Source organism: Pseudoalteromonas sp. 3D05, from assembly GCF_002723455.1.
GTDB lineage: Bacteria > Pseudomonadota > Gammaproteobacteria > Enterobacterales > Alteromonadaceae > Pseudoalteromonas.
Genome location: NZ_PDUS01000005.1, coordinates 78181 through 98802, shown reverse-complemented (window position 1 = coordinate 98802; position 20622 = coordinate 78181). Strand labels below are relative to the sequence as shown.

Sequence of the window (20622 nt, the reverse complement as noted above, 5' to 3'; positions counted from 1 at the left end):
AACATGAGTAAATTAACTGATGAAATGCATCGCTCTGTATTGTATTAGGTATCGTTTTTAGGCCTCGAAGTAGCGTTCTACTTTAAAGCAAAATATTCGTTATTACTTCTTGCCAAAACCAAGTTCTTTAAGGCTGCGGCCTTTTAAGTCTCGCCATGCATCCATACCACTGCGTGGGTTGCCTGCTATCACACAAGCTGCTGCACTTGGACTTTTAAATTGGTATTCGCAGGTAAATGAATAAATATCGCCGTCTTTTACAAACACGCCATCATCTACAAGCTTTTGACGAAGCTCTCGAATAGCTGGGCGTAGTGATTTAGCTTGTGCAATATTGGCAGTAGAGCCTTTTGTCACCAAAAATTCCGGTTTACTCATTTCACCTATAGGATGCCCAGCGGCTTTAGCCTGCTTTGCTTCAAACAAAAACAAGTCATTTTCAGTGGATAGAATTTGATGAGTTGATTCATCGAATGGCAATGAATTGGTGTCATCCTCAGTCACTGAAACTTCATAACCAGGTGACGATTCTTTTACGTCATTAGTTGTCGGTAACTCTGTGCTTTCATCATTGGATGGCTGCGGTTTTGTACCTGCCGACTTCAATAAAACGCTAGCAGTAGTATTGGATGTTTGGCTGCGTTCCGCTTGTTCTGTTTGTACAATATCACCAAGAGCATGACGCAAAGCAATGCGCCAGCCGACATCACGATCTTCAATACCGCCGGTACTCATGGCCGTCATGCCAAATAGCCACCAGCGCTCTTCAGGCTGAAGTGCCAGCCAGTTTCGTATTGCTACAGGGATATTATCAATATCCATGCCCTCGACAGCCCAAGCTAGTACACAAAGTTCTTTGCCTAGTAAGCGGTCAACAAAGTTTTCACCTACTTGCCAAGAGCTGGTTTTTAAGCCGTAGCTTTTCAAGCGCGCATTGAAAGCACGCTGAACTTCAGCACGAATTGCCGACCAACAAGGGCGATCGAGAATAACGCGATCAATTACGGACAATTCTTCGCTTTGTGCTTGTAGTCCAAGATGTTCACGAATTTCAATTTTGCCGCTATTGGCTTTAGGAATAATGACCTTAAAGTGATGGGGATCACTCGATGCAGGCACACCAAAGCCCAGCGTTGGATGTTTAGCCGCCGCTTGTTCTGTGGATGTTTTCGCCTTTGCCATTATTTTATCCTCTCTAGTGTCATCATTATCGGTTGTATACCCTCAATTTTTTATTCATCTTGAGAGACGTCGCCAGGTTTCAATTCAATACCCACTAATTTTGCGAATTCTTTAGCTTCAAAGCCGTTTTCAAACTCAATACCGTCTTTAACTGAGATAGTAACCTGAGCATCCGCTTCCTTTAGTACATCGCGTAAACTGTTAATAGTGTTTTCTATCATGGCGGCAGTAACCTGACGCTCACCAAATCGAATACCTACGGTATTTTCGCCTTCTCCAATCTCTATTCTAACGCCTTTAAATTTGGTTGACGTTTGATCTCGAAAACGATTGATAACTCCAAATACTTTGTCTGTGCTATCAAGCGGCACTCGTTTAGTACTGTTTAACCGTGCAGGCTTGGTATCATCTACTTGTACAGTTTTGTCACCACTATGCGGTATTGAAAAATCTGCTGTTTTGTTGGCTTCACCTGATTTTGCATAAACGAGCAAGCGGGCAGCGTCAGTGCCAATTTCAAACGGCGCATCATAAGCTTTACCGTCTTTTGGATTGGAGCCATCTAAGGTGTAAAACATTTGCGCACTTGGGGTGCATTGCAAGGTGATCTTACGTTTGTCTGCTAGCGGCTCTACTTGATGGCGAATTTTTAAATCAGCCAACCAACGCGTTATAGGACCTACTTCATATTTGCCACTTGGATCTTTTACTGAAAAATACAATGTGCCTTGCGTTGAGCTGAAACTTTCTAAATCTTCGACTTGTGCGTCAGCTTCTGTTACTTCAGGTTTAGTTGAATAATAAATCACAGGGCTTTCACCAGCATTGCGCGGTGTTAGACTGAGATGTGATTCTCCAGTGTCTGGATTAGTACTAAGCAAAGAAACATTAACGCTGGTTTTTTCTTTAGGGAATGGACCTTTTTCAATATAGCCATCTTCACCCAAGCGCCAGCGACCTTGTTTTAATGCTTCAGTTTTAAGCGTATCCATGCCACTACTACCAGGCATCCACGGCCAACCAGGATTACACTTGGCTTTACTTACAACATCTTTCCATGGAGTACGTCGGTTGTTTGCGCCCGATGGCCATAATTCATATTCTGCCAAGGCAAAGAATTCACTAAATTTGTCCTTTAGCTCTGCGGCTAACTTATAATTTGCGCGAGGATCTGCCATTAATTTTTCAATCTGCGCTTCAGCTGATTGATCACCTTCACCTACTTTCAAGCCATTGTCGATAGTGACTTTTAGTAAACGCTCTGAACCGTCTATTTCGTCTATACCTGGGAATAAAATGGTGTTGTATGCAGCTGATAGTGCCTTAGTAAAACGACCTTCAGCCTCTTCAAGTCGGTCTCGCGCTTCTTCGTACAAGGTATCGCCAGCCTTTAGGCGTTGATTAATTTGTTCTATGGCATAAAGCTCGCGCAGGCGCTCTTCAACCGCTTCAGCCATTAAACTATCTTGGCCTGTTAGTACCAATAAGTTATTTTTTTCTTGTTGAAACTCGAAAAAATTTATCAACTTGCTAGGCGGTACTTTTCCATCTGGCTTTATGACGATCAATACACGTGGACCAGTTAATTTTAACTCATCCATGCGTGGTAATATTTGCACTTCCTGATAAGCATTACGCTTGTTTGGCTGCAATATCCCTTTTAAGCGATTAATTAAAGCAGTATCTATTTTCGGCTGAGGAATTTCTTTGGCATTGCGCTCAATCTGACGGGATAAATTCTCTGTTTCTTTAATGAAAAAACGTTGGTCTTCACGGTGCAGGTACCATGCATGTTCACGCAGGTTTTTTATCGCATCTAGAAACTCATCGGCTTTTCTATTAGGGGCAGCCAAGAACTCAATAATTTCACTTTCAGATAAACCAATACGACCACCTACTGCACGAGACAAAGATGATACCAGTAATAGCGTCATCAACTGAGTAGCAGCATCATTACTTTGTTCTGCATCTACAGTTTCAGCAATTGCGTCACCTTTATCAGCGATGTCTCGAGTTATCGCAGGTACGAGTTTTGGTGCAATTCTTTCGATTTCATCCTTAACTTGCTCATCGTTTAAATCTAGGTGCTGGGTACCGATTAAAAACACATCATCGGTTTTACGCTGATCGACACTTTTAAGTAAACGGGCAGTAAACTGCATTAACCCACGAGTTTGACGAAAGCCTTCATTCTCTTTAAAAAGTGCAACAAGGTGTTTAAAAGAAGGATGGAACGGGTAAGTTTCACGCACCTGCTCTGCAATTTGTTCAATACTTGAAGCAATAATGTAACCACCAGCTTCAGCTTTTTTAATTTGTTGAGCATACTCTTCAGCTATTTCATTAATAACTTGATCATCTGGCATTTCATCAACAAGACGCTTTTTAAGAATTTCATAAATCTCATTACCAGCCATCTGAACTGGAGTAATGGTCATCGATTGGCGTCGAGTTTCTTGCTGGAGGTTTGAAATTGAGTCGCCTAATGCCTTAGTTTGGGCTTTATAACTACCTGAGAGGTTAGCCATGACGATACAGCAGTTTGGTAACTCTAAAGCTGCACTCATTAACGTACTTAAGCTATATACAACCATATTTGCAAGCGTACCAGAGCCATAAACCTGGGTGCTGGCATTATCTAAGTATGGCGGTAACTCATCGATCATTATCAGCGTTGGTGTATCACCGATAATATCTTTCCACTTTTGTTGATCAACTGCCTTGGGGCCGTTAACCCAATAATCTTTGATTTCGTCTTCAGCACCTAGCTGAGTGGCTATTTCACCCCAGATATAATTATCAGGGTTATTACGCCCATTAAATGCAGCAATCCGAGCGTTACCAAAATCTAAACGGTTATTGAGGTCTGCTGGTAAAACACTAGGTCGCAAGTGAGCATGCTTTGCGAGCAATCCTAAGGCGATCATCATATGTGTTTTACCACCACCCATTGCTTGGGTTAGTTCGAAAACAGCTTGATCAGACTTACCAGATAACCTTAGCATGCCTTCACGGAATAGCTGCTCCATACCGTGTGTGACAAAGTTTCTTGAAAAGAAATCTCCTCCGTCACCTGCGTCGGTGATGAGGTCAGCCAAGTTCTCTATTCCTTGGCTCATTCTGTAATCCTGAATGACAGGATTAAAACGACATGCTTGTTTAACCGTTTTGAGCATTTGATACTCCCTTATTTTTACTCTAAATTGTTGTTACACCTTATCCCTTCAATATACCAAAAAGAAAGATTAAATATTAGCTTTAATATCAATTCTACCTACGAGCAAATAATAAATTAACCATATAGTCTCTATTAGCCACTAAACGTCCCTTTCCCCTATTCTGTCCATTATCCAATCATCAACTTCTGACTCTAACCAAGCTACTGACTTAGCACCTAGCGATACTTGCTTTGGAAATGTGCCTTTAGTCATAAACTCATAAATTGTTGAACGACCAAGTGATGTTTTTTCGATTACTTCTTTTAATTTGATTAAACGCATGGAATTTCTCCGGTTGGTTATTAGTTCATAACCTTTCCTGAATCAGTATTTTTTTATGCCCTCAAACAAAAAACTTAAACATATACATCACTAACTTGCATGAACCACTTAAGAGGAATTTACAATGCAAGGTAAACAGTCGTTTTATGAATTTAAACACCCCGTAAATGATGAGCAGATACTAGAAGCCGCCGCGTATATCATCGCTAAAAAACAGTTTCGTGATGGCGTTTTAAATAGCCCTAATGATTGCGAAGAATACTTAAAACACAAACTCGCGATACATGAGCATGAAGTATTTGCCGTACTGTTTTTAGATAGTCAGAACCGCATACTGGAGTTTAAAGAGCTATTTAGAGGCACTATTAACGCTGCCAGCGTTTACCCTAGAGAAGTTGTTAAAGAGGTGCTGGAGCTTAATGCTGCATCCGTTATATTGGCGCATAACCACCCTTCAGGCGTTACTACGCCTTCTCAAGCAGACAAGCTTATTACTACCAAATTACAGCAGGCACTTAACCTAATTGATGTATCTGTGCTTGATCACATCATCATTGGCGAGAACACGTATTCATTCGCTGAGCATGGCTTAATTTAAAAGGAGATAAATATGGCGTTAAAAATAGAACAAATATCAGGCTTTAAAGTGCCTGACTCTTTTATTGGTGTGATTGTAAGTGCTATTGCGAATAGAGGTAATTCTGTAGGCGGAGCTAAGGCGATTACGCTTAACTTTAGAGATCCAGATTACAGCCCTGAAGCTGGAGGCTTTCACCCTGTAGAGGTTAGGTTAGAAAAGCAGGCCACCTGCTGGCAGCTTGTTTATATTACTGACTTTTCGTATCAGGGACGTTATACCCCTGAACTGATAAAAGAAATTGATGTGTGCTTTAGCATTAAACAGGTTTATCACTTCTTAGCTGGTTGGTTAAATGCTAGGGAAGGTAAAGAGTTGTTAGCCTTGTTCATTTCAAACTTTGTTGAATACTACAACACTGGTTGTTATCAGGTAACAATTACGACTGAGTAAGGAGTTAGTAATGGCTGAAGTACAAGCGGTTAAAGATCTTGATACAGTAAGACTTGTTAGTTATTTGCTAGAAAAGCGTTGCTCAAGGCAAATGAGCCAAATATGGAACATTGGCTTAAACCTCGCGCTTAGAATATCTGACTTACTTGCAGTGAAGTTCACTGACATAAATAACGATAGGTTAATTATTTATGAGTCAAAGACCTCGAAACTAGCTGAAATAAAGCTAAATGATAAGGCGCTTACCTTAATCAACGAAATTAAGCTTACTCATCCACAGCACATCTACTTATTTCAATCATACCGAAATCAACAAGCGATCAATTCAAAACCTAAACCGCTATCACGTAGAGCGGTTACAAAAGCATTTGCGCTCGTTGGTGAAGAACTAAATATTCATTTAGGTACTCACTCAATGCGTAAAACACGTGGCTATCACTTGTATCAGAAAACCCACGACATCGCCCGAGTAATGAAAATGCTTCGCCATAGCTCCGAAGCAACAACACTTCGTTATATAGGCATAACACAGGAGGAAATAGATAAAGACTTTGAAGAACTAGAGCTATAACCCTTAGTAGCGTCATTCTGGCGCTTGTTTTACTTTAACTAAAAGGAAGGCATTATGTCTTTAGATAAAGCCGTTTCGTGCGGCTTAGTTGGTAATGAACTATCTAAACAGATAACTGGCAGTAGTGATTCTAGTGTAAGCAGAACAGCCGTGGCTATAGGCTCCGGTGCAGCCGCTGGAGCGCTTACATCCGGTGCAATAGTAATTGGTGCAGGTGTCGCATCTGCGCCTGTTACAATCCCTTTGGCGGTAGCTGGTGGGATAGTTGCTGGCATTGCTAGTTTGTTTGATTAAAGTATAAAGGGCGCACTTTAAAGTGCGCCCTATTTATTGTTAAAGAATGGAAAACTAGACAGAAATAGTTTTCGACTTTAATACCGCTCGTAAGACTTCTTTTCCACGAGCAACAAATTGCTCTTCTGTTTCACCAACTCTCGGCGTCCCCAAAATAACACTGACCTCTTTAAGTACTTCAGGGCTATTAGTAAGAGAAACCAACTGCTCTGAAAGTATTTTTGCCTTGTTGCCAGTAAGTGTTCTACCAGTAATTATTTTAGCCTCTACAGTACTTGATGTTTTTTTAATTGGAACTAAATGATTTTCTCGAGCAGAAAGCATAAATGTTTTTAAATCTGTTAACGAAATTAATTTAGCCATTACTCTTCTCCGCATCTGGACTTTCAGCCTTAGACGCACGGTAAAATTGCTTAAAAATTTCAGCTGCAGCATCTACAACGCTATCAATGATTTTATCTTTATCATCGCTAGGCACTTTCCCCCATAGCAACTTAAGATGCCCAAACATCACCCTTATCCAGTCAAACATGAACACCCCTTTTAAATTATAATTATTAAAAATATACACTAAACTAAGCATTTAAAATCATGTAAATATATTTCTAAGCTAAAAGCAAGTTCCCATAATGGTATTTTGGGAACTTGCCATCCCTTATATACTAAGGGTTTAAGCTTATTTAGCTAGTTGAAGGTCTCAAAAGGACGTTAGAACAAATATTGAGAAGTACAGGTCTTAATTAAAATATTACCTCTGACTATAACCAAAACAACGCTGCCCTGAACCATATTGTTTCGTATTAAGCTTTGCGAGGTAACTCAGTCGATAATACAGAGCATGATAGTCTTCAACAAATTTCGGCTTGTTGCCATCAAGATAGTAGTGTGCATTATTTGGTAAATGTACTAATTGCATCGTTTCATCCAACGGTAAGCTCAACGCACTCGCCCAGGCCTTAACTATTCGAGTAAACAGATTATCACTCTCAAAACTAATCTTTCCAGTACAGTGATACCTATCCTTATTGAAAAACAGCACACAATGATAATGCTGGTGGTGAGCAGTGTTCTGCTCCCTAGCCCAAATATGCCTAATATTGCATGAATGTGGAGTTTTACCCACACGAGCTTTACGTTTTGTATCAGCTTTAATCTGCGCATCAAGGGAGGCAACAAACCGAGTACACACTTTGTTGCCATCTAAATTAATCGTATTTGAATAAGCAGGTAGTCTTAAATCAATTCTCACTGCAAACGTTCTTTTATGCTCAGCGCATGCAGCATTTATTACCTTTTCAATTGCATCTAAGTAGGGAATAACTAAGGGCTGATTGTCTCTGGCGAGTGTTTGATATTGCTTGTAGGTAGGGTTGGTAGTTACTGGGTATTGTGCTGGATTATTCATTAACTTTCTCCTGTTATGTATTGGTTCATATCAGGTGCATGAGTCGTAGTTTTTTAATTGGTATTTGTTGTGACAATAGCTTCGTTACTAGTAACTCTAATAAATATTACCAAACCGAGAATTGGCGATAATAAACCAGCTCAGTTTATGGAGATTAACTTCATTAACGCATTACTAAGCAATTGCTTTACAAATTTAAAGTTACTCTGAAGTTATAACAAGTAAAGCCTTGATTTTTTAATACAAATAAAAAATTTATTATATGCATTTATGACATATTAAATATATAGAGTTGACACTAAAAACAAATAAAAATGACGCTTTTAAAATGAGTGAATGACAAAAAACAGGAGCTATATGACAGGTAAAATATGTATGATAGACTGATAGTCAAATTAATAAATGAATAATACATATTGAAATTCAATGGATAATTTAAGGGAACACTGGACACTGATTCTAAACTTATTGAGTTCTGATCAGAGAGCTTTAATGTGGTCAGTAAAGAAGATTATGGAAGATACTCCAAGTCGGCACAAACAGCCAAAAAATAAGTTTGAAGCCTTTACAATTATAAAAGAACACTGCGCTTATTTGGATTCAATGGAGTTGATGTCTGTTTTTCCAAGCGCAGTAGATGAGATGACCCGCATACTCTCTTGTTATGAAGATATAACAATTGAAGAATCTGATTTATCTTGGATTTCAGAGAAGAATAAGCAACAGCTTTTTTGGGCTTGGGTTTACATTCACCAAAATCCAATAAAAGAAGTTCATTACAAGCCAGAAAACCCGCTAGCTAAAGAGGCTGTTTATACTTTTGAAGAGATATATCCTTTGTTAGTTGAAAAATTCGACTCATTTAAAACAACAAAGCAATGCAAGCGCAATTATATAAAAAACATGAAACACTCCTATCACCAATTCCTTACAAGCAAGCCAAGTTTAGAATGGCTCACAGATAAAGCTGATGATGATTGCATATGGGTTTGGGGTTATTTGACAGATAAACTCACGAGCTTAAATTTTTTAAAACCTTTATCTAATGAAGATTTATTTCATAGTATAATCGCAATTATAGCTAATTGGGATTTGCTCCACCATAATGCAAATACACTAAATAAAGATTTTATAGGTGACCTTGACCCAATTGTAACTAAACCTCAAGAGAAAACTCCAACAAAAAAAGAGCTTATTTCCAAATTAACGAATGCTTATAAACAAAGAGAAATTAGAACAAAATCGCAATCGCTAAGCATACTAACAAAGAATAACCACAAGCTTTTGTTAAAATACATGAAAGAACATAGCGTCTCTGAAAAAAAAGCCCTCAATGAAATAGTCGAAGCAATGCTTGATTAGGTTTTATTACTTTAAATTGGCTTGCTCAATAAACTCACTCCACCAGCGCATAATAGACCTACGTTGCTCTAAATAGTCTGAGCGGTTATATGCCGCTCTTGTTTCATTTTCATCTGCATGAGCTAAGCAGGCTTCAACTAAAAGGCTATCGTAACCTTTTTCATGAAGCGCTGTAGAAGCAACTGAGCGCAAGCCATGTGCTACCAGTTTATCTTTGTAACCCAAGCTACGTTTAATCGCTGCATTCACCGTATAGGTACTTGCATGGCTCTTTTCATTACGCTCACTCGGGAATACATATTCATGGTGACCGCTGAGTGGTTTCATTTGCTCAAGTATTGCCAAAGTAGCAGACGTTAAAGGTACTCGGTGCGCTCTTCTGCGTTTCATTTCTTCAGCTGGAATCATCCATACAGCATCTTCAACATTAATATCGGCCCACTTAGTACCTGCGGCTTCTTTTGAGCGAGTAATAGTGTGCAGTTGCCACAAAATTAAAAGCTTTGTTTTGTTCTGGATGGTTTGCGAGCCATTCAGAGCGGTTAAAAAATCAGGTAGCTCTTCAGGTCTAATCGTTGCCATATGCTCTACTGTATTTTTAGTAAATACTTTTATGATTTTTGCTAGTGGATTGGCATTGATAAAGCCATGATTTACTGAGTAATCCATGATCTGGTTTAAGCTTTGGCAAATACGTTTGATTGTGGAGTGTTTACCGTCAGTCTCAAGTGGCCTGAGAATTTCAATAGTATCAATCGCTGTAATGCTTTCTAAAGGTGTGTCTTGCAACTTTGGGAAAATATACATCTCAAGTGTTCGCCACTCCCTAGCTGCGTGATGAGGCGTAACAGTTGGCTTTTTTCGTTCAAACCAAAGTTCTGCGGCAGCTAAAAAAGTATTTGCAGCTTTACGGCTCTCTGCCTGTTTTTTAGCGAGTTCATGTGCCTTTGGATTAATACCTTGCGCCAATATTTCTTGGTACTCAATAGCTTTAGTACGTGCGTTAGCAAGCGATAGTGCAGGATAAAGCCCTAAAGGTAATTTATTAAATTTATCACTTATTGGGTCTTTAAACTTAAATTGCCAAGATTTAGTACCGCTAGGTAAAACACGCAGTTGAAGGCCGCCACCGTCAGAAAGCGTTTGCTCTTTGCCTGTACTAGTAATTGACTTTATCTTTTTATCCGTTAGACGTACTACAGGCCTAGCCATAATAAGCTCCACAATGATGATTAAGACTAGTATATATAAAATACAATCTCATGGGTACTAACGTGGGTACTAAAAATAGTAGAAGCAACAAGATTAGACTGGACAAATACGGAATAAAAACAGGTCAAAACTATGTTTTAAATGGGATTTTATTATCTCTACGGAGCGGCGCGGAAGTTAATCCAAGCGCCCAGGGAACCACTGGATAGCCATTTTTAAACTCCTACGTATAAATTAGCGCTATTTTAACTGGCTCAGCGGTTAATTGCGCTATACTGGCGAAAATTTTTTCAAATAAACTGTTATGGCTCTTAAATCTACCATTATTAAGGCGCAATTATCGCTAAGCGATATGGATCGCCATCTTTACCAAGATTTCAATTTAACTTTGGCGCAGCACCCATCTGAAAATGACCAACGCTTGATGGTTCGTTTACTTGCTTATGCCCTTAATGCATGTGATGGCCTTGAGTTTACCAAGGGGTTGTCGGCTGACGATGAGCCAGAAGTGTGGCACAAAAACTACAGCGATGAGATTGAGCTGTGGATTGAGCTTGGCCTTCCAGATGAAAAGCGCCTGAAAAAAGCCTGTAATAAAGCGAAAAAGGTGGTGCTGTATACTTACGGTGAAAATAATCAAGCTATTTGGTGGCAAAAGCATCAACCTAAGTTGTATGATTTTAAAAACTTGAGCATTTATAGTTTAGACTTTGAAGCAACACAAGCTCTTGCAGCATTAGTGGATCGCAATATATCGCTAACAATCACGATTCAAGATGGTGATGTGTGGGTGAGCTCTGATTCAGTTAACATTGAAGTAAAACCAGTACAATTAATGTAGTGATAGATTACATAAATTAAGAGGGCGTATGGCAATTCAACAAGTAGTAGTGTTACATGGCTTATATATGTCTGGCTTTGTTATGCGCCCACTGTGTTCTCGCCTTGAGAAAGAAGGGTTGAGTATACTGAACTTATCCTATAATACGCTTACTCCAGATCGTGAAACTATTTTTAATCAAATAGATGCTTTTATTAGTGATAAAGAAACTGCGCTGGTGTGCCACTCTATGGGGGGGTTAGTCGCAAGGGCTTACCTTGAAGCGCACTCTTCACAAAGTGAAAATGTTACGAAAGTGATTACATTAGGCACGCCACATAAAGGCAGCCATATCGCGCATCAAATGCAGCAAAAGGGATTTGAAGTATTTTTGAAAAACAGCGTAGAGTTTCTGCTGTCTAAAAATGGGGAGTGGCCTTTTAAAGCTAAACTTTACAGTATAGCAGGTGATTTACCCTTGGGCTTAATGCCATTAATAGCAAAAGGCAGTCAGTCTGATGGTACCGTCTTGTTAGATGAAACCAAATTAAATGGCATGGCAGAGCATAAAGTGTTTCACTTAAGTCATACCGCTATGATCTACTCACGCCAGGTAATGAACTACATTGTTGGGTTGCTTGTTTAATCTTCTGCACTAGCAGCCACTTTGTAAGCAATAAATGCAATGATTGCCAAAATTAAGGGCGTCGGTGCTGCAATATAACCAAAAGTATCAAAGTTTGCGAAGCTTGCACCTGCTAAGTGCCCTACCAACCCTACAACAAATGCAATCAACGCAATACCTATCACCACTAATTCCATTTTGCTTTCTTTTTGTGTTTTAGCCTGCATGAATCATCTCCTAATTGTTTAACTAGGTTGATTATGCGCCCACTAAAAACTCAGTTTTTGACCTAAATCAAATTCAAGTTCCACATGCTCATTGGCCCTTAGTAAGTTTGTTTTAGATCATATTATTTTAATCTAATTTTATGTTTTAGCTATTTTGGGGTCGTTTTTATCTAAATCGCTCCCATGTCTAGTTAGAACGCTTAAAGTTTTCTTTTGATAGGTTTAAACTATCAATATGATTGGTTTTAGCCATTTTACAGATTGCTAAAAATGACTAATACTCTGTCTTAACAACAGCGAATACGTTAATTATCCATTTAAGGAGAGATCATGTCACAGGTAAATGCAATTGGTCTTAACAGTGCAGAAAGTGAAGATATCGTGAAATCACTCAACGTACTGCTGAGCAGCTACCAAATTCAATATATGAACGCTCGTGGGTTTCACTGGAACATTAAAGGCCGTAACTTCTTTGAGTTACACCTTAAATTTGAAGAGATCTACAACTTACTACTTTTAAAAGTGGATGAAATTGCAGAGCGTATTTTAACGCTTGACGGTGCACCACTGCATGCGTTCTCTGATTATTTAAAGATCAGCGAGATTAAGGAAGCTAAAGGTATCAGTGACGGTGTAACAGCAGTAGAGAATTTGCTGGGCGGTTACAGCACCCTGATAAAAATGCAACGCGATATTTTAGCAAAAGCAGGTGATGCACAAGATGAAGGTACGGCCTCATTAATGGGCGACTATATCACTGAACAAGAAAAGCTTGTTTGGATGTTAAAAGCGTATTTAGATTAGAAATAGTTAGGCTTGAGAAAGCCCTCCTTAGAGGGCTTTAGTAGGGATAAATCGTTAAATAATCGATTCGTTTTACATACTACCGCTTGCCTAACAAACAACAACGCCACTGTTACCAGCGGCGTTGTTTTAGGTTTAAGCGGCTCATCTAGATTTACGGTTACTTATTTGCCACTTTATTTACTATCCAAATAAAAATGCCAGCAAACTGATTAACTGGCATTTTTTATACGCTATTAACGCTCTTTTGATCTTTTCAATTAAAAGTCTTGCTTGTAATTAAGGAACCATGTTCCACCAGGAATATCATGCACAGAGTAAAATGAGTTCGCAAATGGATTTAATGCAATAGGCGGCTCTTTTTGAAATACATTGCGCATTCCTAAACGAACACTGGCTTGCCAAGGTAACGTATAACTTGCAGATAAATCATGATAGATCACACTCCCTATGCGATTTAAGCCATTTGGGTTATCTTCACTGGTGTGATCTCGTTGATTACACAGCTCTCGTGTTGCTAAGCCATCGTCAACAAAGCTATCTGGAATAGAGCAAGACTCGGTAATATCACTCGTATAACGCATACCCCAGGTTACCGATAAATCATCGTAAGTCCATGTTGTATTAAACGTGCCACGCCAGCGTAAAATATCACTGTCAATTGCCGCGACTTGGTTGTCGGCATCATTAATACTTTCCTCACTCCCTGCTGAGCGATATTTGTCGGTGTATGAGCCATTCAAACGAAATGCAAAACTACCCATTTCATGCGTATCGAAACGGTAGTTTGCGTTAAAATCATACCCTTCAACTTGTAGTTGCGCTAAGTTAAATTGCGAGGTTCTAACTGTGGCGATGCGACCGTCTTCACGACGCTCAATAAATCCACAAAACTCATCTTCTCCTTGAACGTAACAACGATTAAGCATGCCCGCAGCAGAGATCGAAGACAGCGCTTCTTGTAGCTCAATTCTGTAGTAATCAACCGTCATATCAAACCCGTCTAACCAACTTGGGTTATACACAAAACCAAATGTTTTAGTGTTGCCCTCTTCTGGCTCAAGAGTTGGGTTACCGCCATTTAACGAGCGTAACTGCCCTGTCGGTTGTATCGACCCACCATTGGGTACATTATCGGCTAAACAACGTGACTGTGTATCTGCTGACTGTAAACTAAATTGTGTTGTGTTACATGGATCTTGAGTCGATGGAAATCCTTCACCGCCGCCGGCAAATAAATTATTAACTGAAGGCGCTCTGAAGGTATCTGAATAATTACCGCGAAGCATTAAATCGTCATAGATTCGCCATGTAAAGCCGAGTTTAAAGCTTTCGTTATCAAATTTTGAAGTAACAGGATCAACCCCGACAAAACCACTGTTTTCAAAATCAGAAACACGCCCAGCCAAACTAATATCGAGCTGTTGAATACCCGGTAAGTCAGAAAGTACTGGCACTGCAAATTCAAAATAAGCTTCTTCCGCTGTTTGTTTTCCGTTAGTAGGCTCTCTAAAGTTACTTGAGCTTAAACCTGCCGCGATTAAGGCGTCAGGGCTGTCAGAAAAGGTGTTGGTGCGTTTTTCAATGCCGGCCGCAAACCCGACCCATCCTGCGGGTAATTCAAATATTTCACCACTGATATTAGCGGCAAAGTTAGTTGCGCCCGTGTTCACTTGATCATTTAATTCATAGCCAATGTAGTTCGCCATTTCATCAGTAAAACCCGTTTCGCCATTAAACAAGTTAAGTGGTACACAGCCTGCAATGGTATTTTCAGCGGTGCCACACTGCGCCACGCCGTCAGCCATAAACGAGGGACCCACTGCATTTCTTAAGTTTTGAAGATTGACATAGTTTTCACCTTTAACGCTGCGGCTAGAGTCACCTCTCGACATGGAGATATCCCACAACAATATTCTATCTGCAATTTCAAAATCGCCTTCTAATCCACCTGTTATGAAGTATGTATCATAATCTTGAATGCTGGTGCGAGGACCTATGGGCAATGTTCTAAAGCCAAATGAAGTAAGGTCTTCACCAAAGGGGTTATAAATATTGTCTTTGCTGTAAGGGATTTCCCACTGTGGACCAGAAAAACCAGCGGTTAATGGTACTGCTGCAATTTGTGTGACTGATTTTCGTTGATTATAAGTGAAGTCAATAAAGGCACTGAGTGAATCATCGAATTCATGATTTACTTTTGCAAAAACATTAAACCTATCCGAAGGCGTTTTTAAGTAATTAGTTGGAGCAAAGTTATAGCGATGTTTTGTACCAAAGGGTTCAAAGTCATCGGCTGTGCGATCACCGCTGCCTTCTTTCGTAGGATCCAAAGAAACAAGCCCATCTGATGTGCCAAAAATGCCGTAAAGACCAAATGCACTACCAAACCGTTGCGGAACATAAGCAACCGGGTATTTTGATATTTCCCTGTCTCCGGCGCCGATTTCTTTTTCTTCAGATTTAGAAATATTTAAAAAAAGTGAGGTATCCCCTTTAATTGTGCCAATAGAAAGCCCTGCTTGTTTATATTCACCGTCACCTTCAAAGTTAGCACCAATACTTGCGTCTAAGCTTACCCCTTCAAAGCCATCTTTAGTAATAATATTTACCACCCCGGCAATTGCATCGGTACCGTAAACGGCAGACGCGCCATCCGCTAAAATATCAACGCGTTCAACAATGGCGATTGGGATTTGAGAAATATCAACCTGACCACCTCCTAATGCTAAAAACCGGCGACCATCAACCAAAACTAGCGTTCGGTTATCGCCTAAGTTTCGCAGTGATATTGTTTGCGATCCATCGTTACCGTTGGTGTTATTTGTCAATTGCGTTAACCCGGACAAATCAGCCTGAGCAACAGTTTGTAATAATTCACCAATGTTTTGCACACCTGACGACTCAATCGCTAAGCGTCCAATTGAGGTTACTGGTGATGCACCTTCTATATCAGCCCGTTTAATACGCGAGCCAGTGACTTCAATCCGCTCTACTTTTTCAGCGCTTGTGGCATCAGCTGCGCTCGCTTGCAATGAAAAACCACTCAATAATGCCCCCCCCATGGCTAATGCTATTGAGGATCGTTTAAACCTTACCACTTGATTGCCTGTTGTTATTTTCATATGTATTCCCCTGAAGAATGACTGTAAGTAACGAAAATGTTACTAAGTGGCCACGTTAGGGAAATATATTCTTAGACTCTATCGCTGTTCTTTTACTTGCATTCATGGCGGTATAACAGGCGGGTTCTATGTGACTAAATAAATATACGAGTGAAAAATTAACAATTTAAACTCATTGTGAAATAAATTGGGACAGACAGGGTCTTCTAATATATACACATGATGAGGTTTCCAAATGTTTACTGCTTTTTTTAATGCCTTAACACTCGTTAACGATGAACAATTCAATACATTGCTCAGTATACAGCTTGCTAGTAACCGACACTTTGATTCCCATACCTCCGCAACTTTAGATCAATTAACCAAGCTCGATACAAGCCAATTTAATGTCATATTGTTGCAACTGAGCGAAGCTCCACAACAAAATTTACTGTTCCAACTTATTGATCTGAGTAAAAATGCTAAATTGGTAATTATTGCTGACGATCCAAACCTTGCGACGTTAGCTTTTGAAGTGGGGGCTATTGATTTTATAACAACACGAAGCCCAATTTCACGGTTGAATAAGTGCTTTGATAAACTTATCCATTTATGCCCTTTAGCCAGTGCAATGGAGCAAGCGCACCCAATGACAAAATCATTAACTCACTCACATCTAATTGTGAAAGATATTGGTAAAGTAAGGCTAATAGAAATAGATGATATTATTTGGATTAATGGCGCAGGCAATTATGTCGAGCTGCATTTTTGGCAACAAGGAGCAAGCGTATTACACCGTGTAACAATGAAAAACATTGAACAGCAACTTGCACCCGCGGGGTTCATCAGAGTTCACCGCTCAACACTGGTAAAACAAACGGTTATATCAGAGCTGGCTGTGACAGACAGTGGGGACTATAAACTAAAACTAAAAAATGGCGTGCAATTAAACTTATCTAGGCGCTACAAAAACAGTTTATCGGCTATATTGTAATCGGTTTAATCACAGCCAGTTTTTTACATATACCCTATCTGGATAGTCTGCTAGGTAGTTATGCGCAGTAGAATAAAAATTAATATTCATTCCACTACCACTCCACACGCTTTCTAAAATACTTTTAGCAATCGCACTGGTGCTAATATAATCTACCTGCTTATAACCGCGCTCTTTAACACCACGGAAGTACTCTCTGGCTATTGTTAAACTATCTGCTGTTGCCAGCTCAAATTCAGCTAAATGAATAACGGCTTGTTCAATTGTACCGACTGGCAATGCAGAAATCGCAGTCTGCACGTCTTTAACAAACCCTAAAACACCTTCGCGATTAAAGCACCCTGAAATCTTAATGTAGATAACAGGGGCCTCAATAGTGTATTGCCAACTGCCATGTGGTTTAAACATGTGAGAACCTCAGTAAACTGCTTTATGTTTACAAATTAGCAAGGCTTATGAAAAAGGCCATCTCCAATGCTTTTTCTTCTAAGCTTTTAAATCGTCCCGATGCACCACCATGGCCTGCATCCATATCTGTTTTAAAGATTAACACGTTTTTGTTAGTTTTATATTCACGCATTTTCGCCACCCACTTCATTGGCTCCCAGTATTGTACCTGAGAGTCGTGTAAGCCAGTTGTGACTAGTATATGTGGGTAAGCTTGCGCTTTAATATTATCATACGGTGAATAGTCAGCAATTAGATCGTAATACGCTGGATCATTCGGATTCCCCCACTCATCGTATTCATTTGTGGTAAGTGGGATTGACTCATCAAGCATGGTCGTTAGCACATCTAAAAATGGTACATGACAACCCACTCCTAAATAGAGTTCTGGCGCTTGGTTAACAACCGCTCCCATCAATAAGCCACCAGCACTACCACCCGAGGCAAATACCTTATCTTTTGCGCCGTAACCTTGTTCAACTAACGCTTTTGTTACGTCAATAAAATCATTAAAACTATTTTGCTTATCCTGCTTTTTGCCTTGTTCATACCAATGACGACCCAACATTTCACTGCCGCGAACATGCGCTATTGCGTACACAAACCCGCGATCTAACAAGCTTAAAGAAGCACTCGAAAAACTAGGATCAATTGTTATACCGTAGGCGCCATAGCCATATTGAAATAATGGGTTCGTTCCGTCTTTCTCAAAGGTGTCTTTACGGTACACTAACGAAACAGGCACACTTTTACCGTCTCGTGCTGCTACCATTATGCGCTCTGAGCCATAATGTGAAGGGTTAAAGTCACCCAAAACTTGCTGTTGTTTTAAAAGTGTTTTTTCACCACTGCTTAAGTCAACTTCATACAGTGAACCCGGTGTCGTTAAGCTTGAGTAATAAATACGCGCTGTTTTAGCGCTACTCTCTGGATTAGTCGCTATAGCGGCATAATAACACGGGTCATCAAACGCTAACGCCATTCGTTGTTGTAAGTTATCTACAACAATAAAACGTGTTTGCCCCAGTTCTCGTTCAGTGAGAACTAAAAACTCATCAAAGATTTCAACGCCTTCTAACAATACATTGTCACGATGAGCCGTGTGCTCTTGCCATAATGCTTTATCCGATATTGTAGCGGTAGTGGCGGTCATCAAGCGAAAGTTCTTAGCCTGCCAATTACTCACGATATAAAAGGTGTCGCCGAGTTTATCAATATCGAATTCATGACCCTCTTCGCGCGGCATTAACTGCTTAAACTCACCTAGAGGTTGGTCTGCATCAAGCACCCAAGTGTCGTTGGTTTCTGTGGATGCTAAATCAATAATAATTAAACTTTCATCGCGACTTTTACCCAGCCCCATAAAAAAGCTACTGTCGTGTTCTTCGTATACTAATACATCGTCTGCTTGTGGTGTACCTAGCACATGGCGAAACACCTGAAAGCCGAGCAGCGTTTTGAGATCTTTTTTTACGTAAAAAACCGTCTTGTTATCATTTGCCCATACAACTTGGCCTTCTGTGTTTTCCAACACATCATCCAATAACGCGTCTTCATCAATAGATTTAAATTTAATCGCATAAATACGGCGCCCTTCAGTATCTTCTGAATAAGCAAGCAACTGCTCATTAGGACTTACAGCCACTTCTCCAAGTTCATAAAATTCAATCCCTTGTGCAAGGCTATTAACATCAAGTAAGACTTGCTTATCTTGCATGGTAATATCGCGGCTGCGATAGTGGCGGGCATACTCATCATCACCACGCACTTCTGCGTGATACCAAAATTGGCCATCTTTAACCGGAAAACTGTTATCGTCTTTTACTATTCGCCCTTTTAATTCTTCAAATAACTGTGTTTGAAGCGGTTTCATTGGCGCAAGCTGCTTGTCACAATAATCATTCTCTGCTTTTAAATGCGCCAATATTTCGCTATTTTCTCTATTATCGTCACGCATCCAATAATAATCATCAATACGTGTTTTATTATGTGTTGTTAAAGCGTGTGGTTGCTTGCGCGCACGCGGCGCGTTAGAAAGGGCAGATAATGATAAATTTTGTTGAGACACAGCTGAGCCAGTAAAAGTTTTTGTTGAGCCCAGTTTACCATATTTTTTAAATACGCATAAAAAAGCCCACTCAAAATGAGTGGGCATAAAAATGCTAAATAGCATCAGAGGGAACTGTTTAATTGCACGACACCTGCTGCCATGCTAAACCCCAACTTTGACCTACGCCGGGTTCATAAAGCGGGTTACTTTCTTCTTTTACTTTACAAAACTGGTCAAATGGCCAAGGTTTGCATCTGTAGATCAACCCTGTTTTGGGCTGTAAAACTTTAACACCTGCATTATAATCGCAACTTTTGTTTGGGTAAACATAGTCATACGCAGGTTCATCTTTTTTCTCGTTGTCGCATTGAGCTATACAGTGAAAGGTCAGCTCTGCATTTATAATACCCGATCCTTTAAGGGCATAAATCTGATTAGAGCGATAAGCAACAACCAAACCATGCTCTGTCATTTTGCCCGCTTCCACGAGCGGAATATACATGTTGATATGTTCCGCTATATATCGCGGCCAGCTCTGCGGCTCACCTTGCTCACTGCTGGTAATCTTATAATCAAATGATAAATCGACTAGCTCTCCTTGCGCGTCATAAAAAGTTACCGTCACCATATCACCCACAAATAATCGGGTATGATGATTTAAGCAACCTATTGTCGACCACTCTCCGCAGGTCAATGACGAATGCATAAACAAAGCGACACCTTAATAACACTTAATAGGTACTATCTAACATTTAAAGGGCAAAAGAAATACTTTTTAATAACGCAGGTACACAATAAGACAATAACTATGTGTAGCAGCCCCGCTATCTTAGTTTTAAAACCTTAGATCGGAAACTTTGCGTCCTAATCTTTCGACTAGTTTGCCAAAACAATTGGATTATAGTGCCCCACTATACAAATATCAAACAAAAGAATGTAATCAACTATATACAAGTCATCTCAAGGTACGAGTTCAAGTTGAAATTAAACCAAGC

General features: G+C 39.8%; 21 protein-coding genes and 1 riboswitch. Of the genes, 9 read left to right on the top strand and 12 right to left on the bottom strand.

From position 1 onward, the window contains the following. Positions 1 to 102: 102 nt before the first annotated feature. The 3 genes from CSC79_RS07140 to CSC79_RS07130 all read right to left on the bottom strand — a co-directional run bounded on the left by CSC79_RS07140 (position 103) and on the right by CSC79_RS07130 (position 4682). Positions 103 to 1182, bottom strand: coding sequence for an anti-phage-associated DUF3780 domain-containing protein (locus CSC79_RS07140; protein ID WP_099295149.1), 1080 nt, complete (start codon positions 1180 to 1182; stop codon positions 103 to 105). A gap of 50 nt (positions 1183 to 1232) precedes the next feature. After that, entirely contained in the window at positions 1233 to 4358 is a 3126-nt protein-coding gene (locus CSC79_RS07135; protein ID WP_099295148.1) for an anti-phage-associated DUF499 domain-containing protein, read from the bottom strand. A gap of 141 nt (positions 4359 to 4499) precedes the next feature. Next, positions 4500 to 4682, bottom strand: a complete 183-nt coding sequence (locus tag CSC79_RS07130; protein WP_099295147.1) for an AlpA family transcriptional regulator — start codon at positions 4680 to 4682, stop codon at positions 4500 to 4502. A gap of 124 nt (positions 4683 to 4806) precedes the next feature. Between CSC79_RS07130 and radC the strand changes: the two genes are divergently transcribed. The 4 genes from radC to CSC79_RS07110 are packed head-to-tail and all read left to right on the top strand — an operon-like array spanning position 4807 to position 6577. Next, entirely contained in the window at positions 4807 to 5280 is a 474-nt protein-coding gene (gene radC / locus CSC79_RS07125) for a DNA repair protein RadC (RefSeq protein WP_099295146.1), read from the top strand. A 12-nt stretch (positions 5281 to 5292) separates the two neighbouring features. Further along, on the top strand, positions 5293 to 5712 hold the full coding sequence (locus CSC79_RS07120) for a DUF2787 domain-containing protein (protein ID WP_099295145.1): 420 nt from the start codon (positions 5293 to 5295) through the stop codon (positions 5710 to 5712). A 10-nt stretch (positions 5713 to 5722) separates the two neighbouring features. Further along, entirely contained in the window at positions 5723 to 6283 is a 561-nt protein-coding gene (locus CSC79_RS07115) for a tyrosine-type recombinase/integrase (protein ID WP_008128345.1), read from the top strand. Positions 6284 to 6337: 54 nt separating this feature from the next. After that, entirely contained in the window at positions 6338 to 6577 is a 240-nt protein-coding gene (locus CSC79_RS07110; protein ID WP_099295144.1) for a hypothetical protein, read from the top strand. Between the two features lie 54 nt (positions 6578 to 6631). Here CSC79_RS07110 and CSC79_RS07105 read toward each other — a convergent pair whose 3' ends face one another. The 3 genes from CSC79_RS07105 to CSC79_RS07100 form a co-directional block, all read right to left on the bottom strand. Beyond that, positions 6632 to 6940 carry a hypothetical protein gene (locus tag CSC79_RS07105; protein ID WP_099295143.1) on the bottom strand — a complete coding sequence of 103 codons (309 nt, stop codon included), beginning with the start codon at positions 6938 to 6940 and terminating at the stop codon, positions 6632 to 6634. After that, positions 6933 to 7109: a hypothetical protein gene (locus CSC79_RS20070; protein WP_180270400.1), complete on the bottom strand. Its 177-nt coding sequence runs from the start codon at positions 7107 to 7109 to the stop codon at positions 6933 to 6935. The genes CSC79_RS07105 and CSC79_RS20070 overlap by 8 nt, the downstream gene beginning before the upstream one ends. 216 nt (positions 7110 to 7325) lie before the next feature. Next, positions 7326 to 7982, bottom strand: coding sequence for an inovirus Gp2 family protein (locus tag CSC79_RS07100; protein ID WP_099295142.1), 657 nt, complete (start codon positions 7980 to 7982; stop codon positions 7326 to 7328). 513 nt (positions 7983 to 8495) lie between these two features. Here CSC79_RS07100 and CSC79_RS07095 point away from each other — a divergent pair. After that, on the top strand, positions 8496 to 9344 hold the full coding sequence (locus CSC79_RS07095; protein WP_099295141.1) for a hypothetical protein: 849 nt from the start codon (positions 8496 to 8498) through the stop codon (positions 9342 to 9344). Between the two features lie 6 nt (positions 9345 to 9350). Here CSC79_RS07095 and CSC79_RS07090 read toward each other — a convergent pair whose 3' ends face one another. After that, on the bottom strand, positions 9351 to 10556 hold the full coding sequence (locus tag CSC79_RS07090; RefSeq protein ID WP_099295140.1) for a tyrosine-type recombinase/integrase: 1206 nt from the start codon (positions 10554 to 10556) through the stop codon (positions 9351 to 9353). A gap of 304 nt (positions 10557 to 10860) precedes the next feature. On the opposite strand from CSC79_RS07090, the gene CSC79_RS07085 reads away from it, so the two are divergent. Beyond that, a complete protein-coding gene (locus CSC79_RS07085; protein ID WP_099295139.1) occupies positions 10861 to 11397 on the top strand; it encodes a YaeQ family protein in 537 nt (178 codons plus the stop codon). 28 nt (positions 11398 to 11425) lie between these two features. Continuing rightward, complete coding sequence (locus CSC79_RS07080) at positions 11426 to 12022, top strand: alpha/beta hydrolase (protein WP_099295138.1); 597 nt, start codon at positions 11426 to 11428, stop codon at positions 12020 to 12022. Here the strand turns inward: CSC79_RS07080 and CSC79_RS07075 are convergent. Beyond that, positions 12019 to 12228 carry a hypothetical protein gene (locus CSC79_RS07075; protein WP_058561053.1) on the bottom strand — a complete coding sequence of 70 codons (210 nt, stop codon included), beginning with the start codon at positions 12226 to 12228 and terminating at the stop codon, positions 12019 to 12021. The genes CSC79_RS07080 and CSC79_RS07075 overlap by 4 nt on opposite strands. Positions 12229 to 12558: 330 nt before the next feature. Between CSC79_RS07075 and CSC79_RS07070 the strand changes: the two genes are divergently transcribed. Beyond that, positions 12559 to 13032, top strand: coding sequence for a Dps family protein (locus CSC79_RS07070; protein ID WP_099295137.1), 474 nt, complete (start codon positions 12559 to 12561; stop codon positions 13030 to 13032). Positions 13033 to 13292: 260 nt separating this feature from the next. On the opposite strand, the gene CSC79_RS07065 is transcribed toward CSC79_RS07070, so the two are convergent. Continuing rightward, on the bottom strand, positions 13293 to 16157 hold the full coding sequence (locus CSC79_RS07065) for a TonB-dependent receptor (protein WP_099295136.1): 2865 nt from the start codon (positions 16155 to 16157) through the stop codon (positions 13293 to 13295). Between the two features lie 235 nt (positions 16158 to 16392). Here CSC79_RS07065 and CSC79_RS07060 point away from each other — a divergent pair, with 235 nt between their 5' ends. Next, entirely contained in the window at positions 16393 to 17130 is a 738-nt protein-coding gene (locus tag CSC79_RS07060; RefSeq protein WP_099295135.1) for a LytTR family DNA-binding domain-containing protein, read from the top strand. A 9-nt stretch (positions 17131 to 17139) separates the two neighbouring features. Here the strand turns inward: CSC79_RS07060 and CSC79_RS07055 are convergent, their stop codons facing one another. From CSC79_RS07055 to CSC79_RS07045, 3 genes are all read right to left on the bottom strand, one after another. Beyond that, complete coding sequence (locus CSC79_RS07055) at positions 17140 to 17538, bottom strand: hypothetical protein (protein WP_099295134.1); 399 nt, start codon at positions 17536 to 17538, stop codon at positions 17140 to 17142. Positions 17539 to 17566: 28 nt separating this feature from the next. Further along, positions 17567 to 19645, bottom strand: coding sequence for a S9 family peptidase (locus CSC79_RS07050; RefSeq protein ID WP_099295277.1), 2079 nt, complete (start codon positions 19643 to 19645; stop codon positions 17567 to 17569). Positions 19646 to 19763: 118 nt separating this feature from the next. Further along, positions 19764 to 20333 (bottom strand): chitin-binding protein, encoded by a 570-nt coding sequence (locus CSC79_RS07045; RefSeq protein ID WP_099295133.1) that lies wholly within the window; start codon positions 20331 to 20333, stop codon positions 19764 to 19766. A gap of 105 nt (positions 20334 to 20438) precedes the next feature. Then, a riboswitch (cyclic di-GMP riboswitch) is annotated at positions 20439 to 20523 on the bottom strand. Between the last annotated feature and the right edge of the window lie 99 nt (positions 20524 to 20622).

What these genes read in the sequence shown, in the direction of transcription:
- CSC79_RS07140 (WP_099295149.1), bottom strand. Translation starts at nt 1,182, where the DNA reads ATGGCAAAGGCGAAAACATCCACAGAACAAGCGGCGGCTAAACATCCA.
- CSC79_RS07135 (WP_099295148.1), bottom strand. Translation starts at nt 4,358, where the DNA reads ATGCTCAAAACGGTTAAACAAGCATGTCGTTTTAATCCTGTCATTCAG.
- CSC79_RS07130 (WP_099295147.1), bottom strand. Translation starts at nt 4,682, where the DNA reads ATGCGTTTAATCAAATTAAAAGAAGTAATCGAAAAAACATCACTTGGT.
- radC (WP_099295146.1), top strand. Translation starts at nt 4,807, where the DNA reads ATGCAAGGTAAACAGTCGTTTTATGAATTTAAACACCCCGTAAATGAT.
- CSC79_RS07120 (WP_099295145.1), top strand. Translation starts at nt 5,293, where the DNA reads ATGGCGTTAAAAATAGAACAAATATCAGGCTTTAAAGTGCCTGACTCT.
- CSC79_RS07115 (WP_008128345.1), top strand. Translation starts at nt 5,723, where the DNA reads ATGGCTGAAGTACAAGCGGTTAAAGATCTTGATACAGTAAGACTTGTT.
- CSC79_RS07110 (WP_099295144.1), top strand. Translation starts at nt 6,338, where the DNA reads ATGTCTTTAGATAAAGCCGTTTCGTGCGGCTTAGTTGGTAATGAACTA.
- CSC79_RS07105 (WP_099295143.1), bottom strand. Translation starts at nt 6,940, where the DNA reads ATGGCTAAATTAATTTCGTTAACAGATTTAAAAACATTTATGCTTTCT.
- CSC79_RS20070 (WP_180270400.1), bottom strand. Translation starts at nt 7,109, where the DNA reads ATGTTTGACTGGATAAGGGTGATGTTTGGGCATCTTAAGTTGCTATGG.
- CSC79_RS07100 (WP_099295142.1), bottom strand. Translation starts at nt 7,982, where the DNA reads ATGAATAATCCAGCACAATACCCAGTAACTACCAACCCTACCTACAAG.
- CSC79_RS07095 (WP_099295141.1), top strand. Translation starts at nt 8,496, where the DNA reads ATGGAAGATACTCCAAGTCGGCACAAACAGCCAAAAAATAAGTTTGAA.
- CSC79_RS07090 (WP_099295140.1), bottom strand. Translation starts at nt 10,556, where the DNA reads ATGGCTAGGCCTGTAGTACGTCTAACGGATAAAAAGATAAAGTCAATT.
- CSC79_RS07085 (WP_099295139.1), top strand. Translation starts at nt 10,861, where the DNA reads ATGGCTCTTAAATCTACCATTATTAAGGCGCAATTATCGCTAAGCGAT.
- CSC79_RS07080 (WP_099295138.1), top strand. Translation starts at nt 11,426, where the DNA reads ATGGCAATTCAACAAGTAGTAGTGTTACATGGCTTATATATGTCTGGC.
- CSC79_RS07075 (WP_058561053.1), bottom strand. Translation starts at nt 12,228, where the DNA reads ATGCAGGCTAAAACACAAAAAGAAAGCAAAATGGAATTAGTGGTGATA.
- CSC79_RS07070 (WP_099295137.1), top strand. Translation starts at nt 12,559, where the DNA reads ATGTCACAGGTAAATGCAATTGGTCTTAACAGTGCAGAAAGTGAAGAT.
- CSC79_RS07065 (WP_099295136.1), bottom strand. Translation starts at nt 16,157, where the DNA reads ATGAAAATAACAACAGGCAATCAAGTGGTAAGGTTTAAACGATCCTCA.
- CSC79_RS07060 (WP_099295135.1), top strand. Translation starts at nt 16,393, where the DNA reads ATGTTTACTGCTTTTTTTAATGCCTTAACACTCGTTAACGATGAACAA.
- CSC79_RS07055 (WP_099295134.1), bottom strand. Translation starts at nt 17,538, where the DNA reads ATGTTTAAACCACATGGCAGTTGGCAATACACTATTGAGGCCCCTGTT.
- CSC79_RS07045 (WP_099295133.1), bottom strand. Translation starts at nt 20,333, where the DNA reads ATGCATTCGTCATTGACCTGCGGAGAGTGGTCGACAATAGGTTGCTTA.